This window comes from Cyclonatronum sp., assembly GCF_022565315.1.
In the GTDB taxonomy this organism is placed as follows: Bacteria; Bacteroidota; Rhodothermia; order Balneolales; family Cyclonatronaceae; genus Cyclonatronum.
This window is the reverse complement of sequence record NZ_JAIUMX010000041.1, coordinates 21,336-29,043: the sequence shown is the minus strand read 5'-3', so window position 1 is coordinate 29,043 and position 7,708 is coordinate 21,336. Positions and strand designations below refer to the sequence as shown.

Below are 7,708 nucleotides of genomic sequence, written 5' to 3'. Positions count from 1 at the left end.
GGCGTTACCCGCGAAGCCAACGACATCGTGAAAAGCGTTTTCGTCTATATTCTGATTGGCATCGGCGTAGGCGCAGGCATTTACGGCTATGTGCCCGAAAATTTCTTTGAGCAGTACATCGGCCCGGATACCTGGTACGCCGTACCGCTCGCAGTTGTGCTGGCCGTTCCGCTCTATGCCAACGCGGCGAGCATCGTGCCCGTCATTCAGGTTTTTGTGGCCAAGGGCATCCCGCTCGGTACCGCAATCGCCTTCATGATGGCCACCATCGGCCTTTCCCTGCCCGAAGCAACCCTCCGCAAAAAAGTTATGACATTCAAACTGATTCTGATTTTCTTCGGGGTCGTAACCGTTTTCATCATCTTGAGCGGGTTTTTGTTCAACCTTGTGCTGTAAGGGCACGGGGTTTGTTTTTAGAGTGATACCATCCCAAACCTGAGGCTGCCCGCTTCAGCATGCCGCAACCGGAGTGAATTCCGATACTTTAAATCAGCAATTCACTGCAAAAAAAAACGGACTGTTCAGCATAACAGTCCGTTTTTTTTTGAAGGAGGATGATATCATCCCCAAAAATCACCCGTCTTTTTCGCAGCTCGTATGGATGTAGGTGTACACCCGCCCCTGCTCCCTCGCGGTGATGTAAAACCGGCAGAAGTCCGGGCTGATGCTCAGTCCCCGCGGGTCGCGGGTTTCTCCGCTGAGGTCGAGGCTGCTGTGGTAAACAGCGGTCGCAATTTGCCAGGGCTCGGATAAAGTGAACTGCATCAGCTCCATGCGCACCGTATCGAGCAGGAGCATCAGGCGGCCGTCGAAAAGAAACTCAATGCCGCGAACCTCTTCCTCAAGCGCGCTGATGTCGAGGGTGTGAACGTGGGCCGCGGTGGTGATGTCCCAGGGTTCGCTGAGCCGGTACTGATGCACGGCCCGACCGTCGCGGTCGTCGATGAACAGCATGCTGCCGTCGGGGTGAAAATCCATATCGTGCCCCCGTAAAATGATGGGGCTGAAATCCTGAAAATGGATGGCTTCAGCGGTTGAAAGATCCCAGGCCGTTTCCATATCCCAGGCCCACATTTCGGTTCGGTTAAAGACCCAGAGCCGGTGTCCGTCGGGGCGGATGAACAGGCCGTGCGCTACAGAGAGGCCGGTGTTGGCACGCAGCTGTTCCGAAACGGAGAGCGAGCCGGCAAAGCGGGCTTCCCCCAAATCCCAGGGGACATCGGTTTCATAAGAGGCCACCGATTCGGTGTTACGGCTCGAGATGTACATCACCCCGCCTTCAGGGTGCCAGAAAGTGGCACGGGCGTTTTCCGTTTCACCGGAAATATCGAGGGTGACTCCGCTGAAAGTGTAGGCCTCAAAATCCAGCAGCGGTGCGGGTGCATTTTCCTGAGAGGTACAGGATGATGCGCTTAGAAGCAGTACAAAAGCCAGCAGCAGGAAAAGCGAACGCAGCTGAGGCAGGCTCATTGGGTAGATTTTCATAAACATTGTTTGGGATGAAGGATGAACTCAGAGCCGTAAATTAATGAAATCAGGGGGCAGTGAGAAAAAGCCTGTGTTACGCTTTGGTTTCAAATCCGGCTCACAAACAGCGCCATTCAGCGCTCTTTTAAGGGAAATAAAAAAGGCCCCGGAAGTACGTCCCGGAGCCTTTTAAAATTCAGCTCTCGTGCTACCAGTCCACCCTGCCGCGGTTGTTGGTTTCCTGCGTCTGTCGGCGCTGATCGCGGGGCGGGTCGGGCACGAAGCCCGGAGGCTGTGTGAAGGCATCGAAGCTCCAGTTCCCATGATCGTCGTTAATCACGCGCAGCGCCCATTCGGCTACAATGGGCAGCGCCGTTCTCGCGCCCTGCCCCAGCACGCTTCCCTGCGGAAAGCGGATGCGGGCGTCTTCACCGCCGACCCACGAGCCGGCTACCACGTGCGGAAATACGCTCACAAACCAGGTGTCAACCGCGCGGTTGGTGGTTCCGGTTTTTCCGGCCACATCCTGACGGATGCCCATGTTCCGGAACCTGACGCCTGTGCCATGCCCCCACTCACCGCCGGAAATTACGCCGCGCATCATATCAACCATGGTGTAAGCGGTAAGCGGGCTCATCACTTCCTGCTGCATTTGCGGGGGGGCTTCAAAGAGTACGTTTCCTTCGCGGTCCTCAATCCGCAGGATTACGAGCGGATCCATGTAAACCCCGTTGTTGGCAAAGGTCGTGTAGGAGTTAACCAGCTCAAGCAGGTTCACCTCCGCGGTGCCGAGGGCAATGGCAGGTACAGCTTCCATTCGGGAGCGAACCCCCATATTTCTTGCCATGTCTGCAATTTGCCGGGCTGCAGGGAACAGATCTTCGAGGTTATCGGTACCGGGTGCTCCGGCAAGTTCGGGCAGCATGCGCACCGTAACATTATTGAGGCTTCGGGCGATGGCTTCCCGCATGCTCACGAACTCCGGTCCGGGCGAAATACTGATATCGTTAGGCGCCCACACATTGCCGGACCTGTCCCGGAAACTCACCGGGAAGCGCGAAAATTCGTGATACGGCTGATAGCCGTTATCGATCGCCAGCGCATACACAAAAGGTTTGAATGTTGAACCTGCCTGCCTGCGAAGCTGTGAGACATTATCGCGCTGTATGGTTGAAAAATCCGTACCGCCTACCCAGGCGAGCACATGACCTGTACCCGGCTCGATAGCTACGAAGCCAGACTCCAGACGCATCCGTGATTTAAGAATGCGGTAACTCAGCTCTTCATTCTGCCGCAGCTGATTAAGGGCCTGTTCGCGGCTGAGCCCCTGTTCGCGAATCAGCTGCTGAAACTCTCCTGATTCCATCAAAAAACCATCCATGTGGTGCGGAAACTGTTCCAGGTATCGTGGCATAAACCGGCCGGGCCCGCGATCGCCGCCCCAGGCACTTACAAAAACCGTTTGGAGTGAATCGACTTTCTGCTCAAGTACCCGCTCCGCATGCCGCTGCATATGTGCATCAATGGTTGTGCGAATTACCAAACCATCCCGAAAAAGGTCATAGCCGTTTTCATCGGCCCAGCGGCTAACCTGCATCCTCACATATTCACCGAAATATCGGCTTTGACGGGTTGCCTGCCGCGGGCGCTGATAATCAAGCGCGATGGGACCTGCAATCATGGTACTGAAATCCTCGTCTGACAAGAAACCGTGCCGGTTCATCTGCATAAGCACGATATTGCGGCGGCGCTGCGCATTTTCGGGGTTCAGGCGCGGGTTAAAAAAGGAAACTGCCTGAAGGGTACCGATTAAAGTAGCCGATTCTTCTACATTGAGCTCAAGGGCGGGCTTGTTGAAGTGCGTGCGGGCAGCAGCTTCAATCCCAAAAGCGCTGTTGCTGAACTCGACGGTATTCAGGTACATCTCAATGATCTCGGCCTTGGTGTAGTTTCGCTCGATCTGGATGGCGGTGATCATTTCCCGAAGCTTGCGGATCACACTCACCTCCCGCCCGATAGATCGGTAAAGGTTCCTGGCAAGCTGCTGCGTAATGGTTGAGCCTCCCTGCGGCACCCCCCTCAGAACGTGGTAGGGTATGGCGAGGGTGCGGCGCATATCAATGCCCCAGTGGTCAAAAAAGCGGTGGTCTTCAGTTGCAACCAGTGCGTTTATGGTGTGTGGGGAAATTTCATTTATGGAAACATATCGCCTGTTTTCAATAAAATAGCTGTCGAGTACAACCCCGTCGCGGCTCAGAACAAAGGAGGCGATGTCTGTGCGCGGGTTTTCAAGCTCTTCGATTGAAGGCAGCCCCTGTACCAGAAAGCTAATAAACACAGCTATTCCCGCAAGCCCGAACAGGGTGATACCACCGAAAATAGCGAGAAGCATTTTGGGTACAGAACGCTTTTCCCTGTTACGGTCGGCTTTTTTGCTAACCGGTTTTTTGGGAGCTGCAGGCCGTTCTGATTTCAGTACAAATTGCCTGCGTATCCGTTCGCGGTATTCCGGATCGTTCAGATAGCGTTCGTCGTCGTTTAAATTTGAATCACTCATACAGTTACAGCCGGTTTTAATTTTTCAAATCTGCTTTCAGCACAGTTCCATTTAACGAGAGTAAAGCCTTCTTTTGTATGCAGGGCAAGACTTTGTGCGAAACAAAAGTTTCCGAGATTAATATAGTGGCGGTTGCCGGTTTTTAGGTGAATGGCATTATGATGATGCCCACAAAGCAGCACATCAGCTTTATTACTCGTGTTTAGAAATTTAACTGCCCATGTATCGAGCAGCCGCGGACTGTTATCCGGACTGATCATGTAATCTCTCAGTTTTGATTTGCGTGAAAACTGCCGCATCAGCTCGATACCAGCTGCAGGCGGAAAAATGATTTGGTACAGCTTCACAAAATACGGATTTCTGAGCAGGCGGTGAAACAAGGGCCGAGGCAAAGCCATCTCAGTATCTTTAAGGCCATCGCCGTGCATAACCAGTACTTTTTTTCCGCTGATATGCAGCAGCCGGTATTCCGGTTCAAGATCAAAACCGGCCTCAGTAAGCCGGGGCCCTGTCCAGTTATCATGATTTCCGGTTACAAACAGCGTTTTTTCCTCACGCTGCTGATGCAGCTCTTCAAACCCACTGAGCACCCTGTCAAAAACACGTGGCCACTGATTGCGGTAATCCATCCAGTAGTCAAAAAGGTCACCGGCTATTACCAGATGCAGTTTCTGCGCTTTGATGTGCCCGAGCAGCGCCAGAAAGGAGGCTTCAATTCTGGCATTTTCTGCCATTTCAAAACCTCCGAGGTGCACATCAGATACAAATATATAATCGCCTTCGCGGGTAAAGATTTCTTCACTCATTTTTTCTCTTTAAACAGACGCAAAAAAAGGTCCACCTCATCATCCATTCCTTTAGGATTGGCAACTTCACCGGGGTCACGCACCTGAGCATTATTGAGCTTTTGAGGTTTGCGCACAGTTGGTTTCTGTACAGCAGCAGCTGTGGGCGATAACAACTGCCGAAGCTGCCCTATAAACGGATCGCAACGCAGGAGGTCAACGCTGTAGAAAAAAGCTTTCCGGCGAATTTCGGAATCATCCGTTACAACTGTCCATAAGCGGGAGGCACCAGCCGCAGATAGCAGACTGATAATCACTTCGTCAGCGGTTCGTTCCCTGGAAAAACGGATTTTCAGTTTTGCATAGGTGCCCGGGATGAGCTGCGGTACGCCGTCAAATACCACGGTTGCTTTTCTGTTTTGTGATGTGCACCAGGCCGAAACCACACGGCAAAGCTCACGCATGGCTTCAAGGTGATCCCGAACCAGCGTTTTTTTGATTTCAGGATGCTTGTGCATCAGGTTATGGGCATCGATGAGCAGCTGACGGCTTTTCATAGAGGTGCCTTACTTTTTACGGGTCGTGATGTAGGTAATCAGCAGCTCCATATCGTCACGGGCCTGAGAAACGGGGAACTCCCTGAGTTTTGTGAGGGCACGGATGCTGTAAACTTCCATATCGGCTGCGGCAGCTTCAAAGCCGCCGCTTTCGTGTACAAACCGGGTTATTTTAGCAACTTCACCGGTTGATTTGTGCTCTTTGCGAAACCTGAGCTTCCATTTTTGCCGCTCCAGAAAAGAGCAGGTTTCCAGGGCCTTAATAAAAGGAAGGGTTATTTTTTTCTCACGGATATCGTTTCCTACCGGTTTACCGACGTCATCCATACCATAGTCGAACAAATCATCTCTGATCTGAAATGCAATACCAAGGTCCAGGCCAATATCACGCATTCGGCCAATAATTTCGGCGTCACTTGTAGCGGAAGCTGCACCGCTTTCAGTACAGGCAGCCAGCAGGCTTGCCGTTTTATCCCGGATGATTTCAAAATACTTTTGCTCGGTCATATTCTGAAGTTTGGATGCCTTAAGCTGCCGCAGTTCACCCTCACTCATTGCTTTAACTGCTTTCGACATTATTTTAAGAAGCTCAAACTCGTCCGCATCCAGCGAAACAAGCAGCCCTTTAGAAAGCAAGAAATCGCCAAGCAGTACGCTCGCTTTGTTTTTCCAGACCTGATTGATGCTCAGCAGGCCCCGGCGCTGCTCGGCATCATCAACCACGTCGTCATGAATAAGCGTGGCGGTGTGCAGCAGCTCGATCATAGTTGCAGCGCGAAAAGACCGCTCGCTGATACCTCCGCAAAGCTTTGCGGCATAAAGTACCAAAATAGGCCGCAGTTCTTTGCCTTTCATGCGGTGCAGGTAGCGAATCATCTGATCCAGCAAAAAAACATCTGTTTTTAGGGCATCCCTGAAAAAAGTACGGAAGGCAGTAAGCTCCTGCTCAACGGGTCTGCGCAGATCGCTCAGCGAGACATTAGCTGTATCAGCAAAGGCAAAATTATCTGTAAGTCGGGTATTTATACTCACGGGTTAATCAAAAAAGACAGATTTAGTGTAACGGCACCAATCAATAAAAGCGCTTGTATCGTTCGGAATAAGAATAAAAGCAGCGCCTGCTTTTTCCCTTAGGCAGGCTGATAAGGCAAAAATGAACCATGCCCGCCCTGGCAAAACACCGCTATCTAATTGTTATATATTATTTTAAGAAATACCAGCAACCTCATAAAAATGGAAATATGAGCTGCGGCTTAAGGTAACACTAAAGGGAGGCAGAATAAAAGTAACTTGATTGGTCACGCCTAAGTGTGTAATTTTCCCAATTCTGTTAGTTTTAAAACTAAACATTATTTCATTTGAATACGATTAAAAAAATCGGGGTTCTTACAAGCGGCGGCGACTCCCCCGGAATGAATGCCGCTATCCGGTCCGTAACACGTGCTGCCCTCTATAAAGGGTTGGAAGTGACCGGAATCAGATATGGATATCAGGGTGCAATTGAGGCAGATTTTATAGAAATGGAGAAACTAACCGTCTCTAACATGATTCAAAGAGGCGGTACCATCCTGAAATCAGCTCGTTCGGAAGAGTTCCGGACCGCCGAAGGCCGTGCAAAAGCGGCAGCCAATTTAAAAGACCATGGAATAGACGCACTTGTAGTTATCGGTGGTGACGGAACCTTTCAGGGTGGAACCATCCTGCAGCAGGAGCACGGGATTGCCGTTATCGGAATTCCCGGCACAATCGATAACGACCTGAGCGGCACAGACGAAACCATAGGCTACGATACCGCGCTAAACACCGCACTCGACGCCATTGATAAAATCCGTGACACAGCCGATGCGCACGAGCGTATGTTTCTTGTTGAAGTGATGGGCCGCGATGCCGGCTTTCTCGCTCTTGAAACCGGAATTGCCTGCGGGGCCGAGCTCACACTGCTTCCCGAAACTCTGATTCACATCAACGAAGTAAAGAACACGCTTCGGGAAATCCTAACCAACAAAAAGCGCAGTACACTTGTTGTTGTAGCTGAAGGCGACGAGTCAGGCGGTGCTATGGAACTCTACAAAAACCTCAAGAACGATTTTATAGATATTGACACACGCGTGTGTGTGCTTGGGCACATACAACGCGGAGGAAACCCAACAGCCCGTGACCGTGTTCTGGCAAGCCGCCTCGGCGTTGCAGCTGTTAATGCATTGCTTGACGGCCATGTAAGCGTTATGGTCGGCATCGTAAACAACAACGTGAAGCTCACTCCTTTAAAAAGCGGATGGAGTAAGAAAAAGACAATTCAGGCTGAATTGCTCGATCTTACCAAAATTCTTAAATAAGACAAC

The 7,708-nt window shown here is 51.3% G+C and carries 7 protein-coding genes; 2 read left to right on the top strand and 5 right to left on the bottom strand.

The window, feature by feature from the left end:
* Positions 1-396: permease (locus tag LAT75_RS08470; protein WP_291482216.1), on the top strand; the 396-nt coding region annotated here is incomplete at its 5' end.
* A gap of 177 nt (positions 397-573) precedes the next feature.
* On the opposite strand, the gene LAT75_RS08465 is transcribed toward LAT75_RS08470, so the two are convergent.
* The 5 genes from LAT75_RS08465 to LAT75_RS08445 all read right to left on the bottom strand — a co-directional run bounded on the left by LAT75_RS08465 (position 574) and on the right by LAT75_RS08445 (position 6,398).
* Positions 574-1,485, bottom strand: a complete 912-nt coding sequence (locus tag LAT75_RS08465; RefSeq protein WP_291482215.1) for a hypothetical protein — start codon at positions 1,483-1,485, stop codon at positions 574-576.
* Positions 1,486-1,675: 190 nt separating this feature from the next.
* Positions 1,676-4,024 (bottom strand): transglycosylase domain-containing protein, encoded by a 2,349-nt coding sequence (locus tag LAT75_RS08460; protein ID WP_291482214.1) that lies wholly within the window; start codon positions 4,022-4,024, stop codon positions 1,676-1,678.
* On the bottom strand, positions 4,021-4,830 hold the full coding sequence (locus tag LAT75_RS08455; RefSeq protein WP_291482213.1) for a UDP-2,3-diacylglucosamine diphosphatase: 810 nt from the start codon (positions 4,828-4,830) through the stop codon (positions 4,021-4,023). Before LAT75_RS08455 ends, LAT75_RS08460 begins: the two co-directional genes overlap by 4 nt.
* Entirely contained in the window at positions 4,827-5,366 is a 540-nt protein-coding gene (locus LAT75_RS08450) for an NYN domain-containing protein (RefSeq protein ID WP_291482212.1), read from the bottom strand. Before LAT75_RS08450 ends, LAT75_RS08455 begins: the two co-directional genes overlap by 4 nt.
* Positions 5,367-5,375: 9 nt before the next feature.
* Entirely contained in the window at positions 5,376-6,398 is a 1,023-nt protein-coding gene (locus tag LAT75_RS08445) for a polyprenyl synthetase family protein (RefSeq protein ID WP_291482211.1), read from the bottom strand.
* A gap of 326 nt (positions 6,399-6,724) precedes the next feature.
* Between LAT75_RS08445 and pfkA the strand changes: the two genes are divergently transcribed.
* On the top strand, positions 6,725-7,702 hold the full coding sequence (pfkA, locus tag LAT75_RS08440) for a 6-phosphofructokinase (RefSeq protein WP_291482210.1): 978 nt from the start codon (positions 6,725-6,727) through the stop codon (positions 7,700-7,702).
* The last annotated feature ends 6 nt before the right edge of the window (positions 7,703-7,708 follow it).

Bases quoted from the DNA above. Each gene is read 5' to 3' on its own strand.
- LAT75_RS08450 (WP_291482212.1), bottom strand. From the start codon at position 5,366: ATGAAAAGCCGTCAGCTGCTCATCGATGCCCATAACCTGATGCACAAG.
- LAT75_RS08465 (WP_291482215.1), bottom strand. From the start codon at position 1,485: ATGAAAATCTACCCAATGAGCCTGCCTCAGCTGCGTTCGCTTTTCCTG.
- LAT75_RS08460 (WP_291482214.1), bottom strand. From the start codon at position 4,024: ATGAGTGATTCAAATTTAAACGACGACGAACGCTATCTGAACGATCCG.
- LAT75_RS08455 (WP_291482213.1), bottom strand. From the start codon at position 4,830: ATGAGTGAAGAAATCTTTACCCGCGAAGGCGATTATATATTTGTATCT.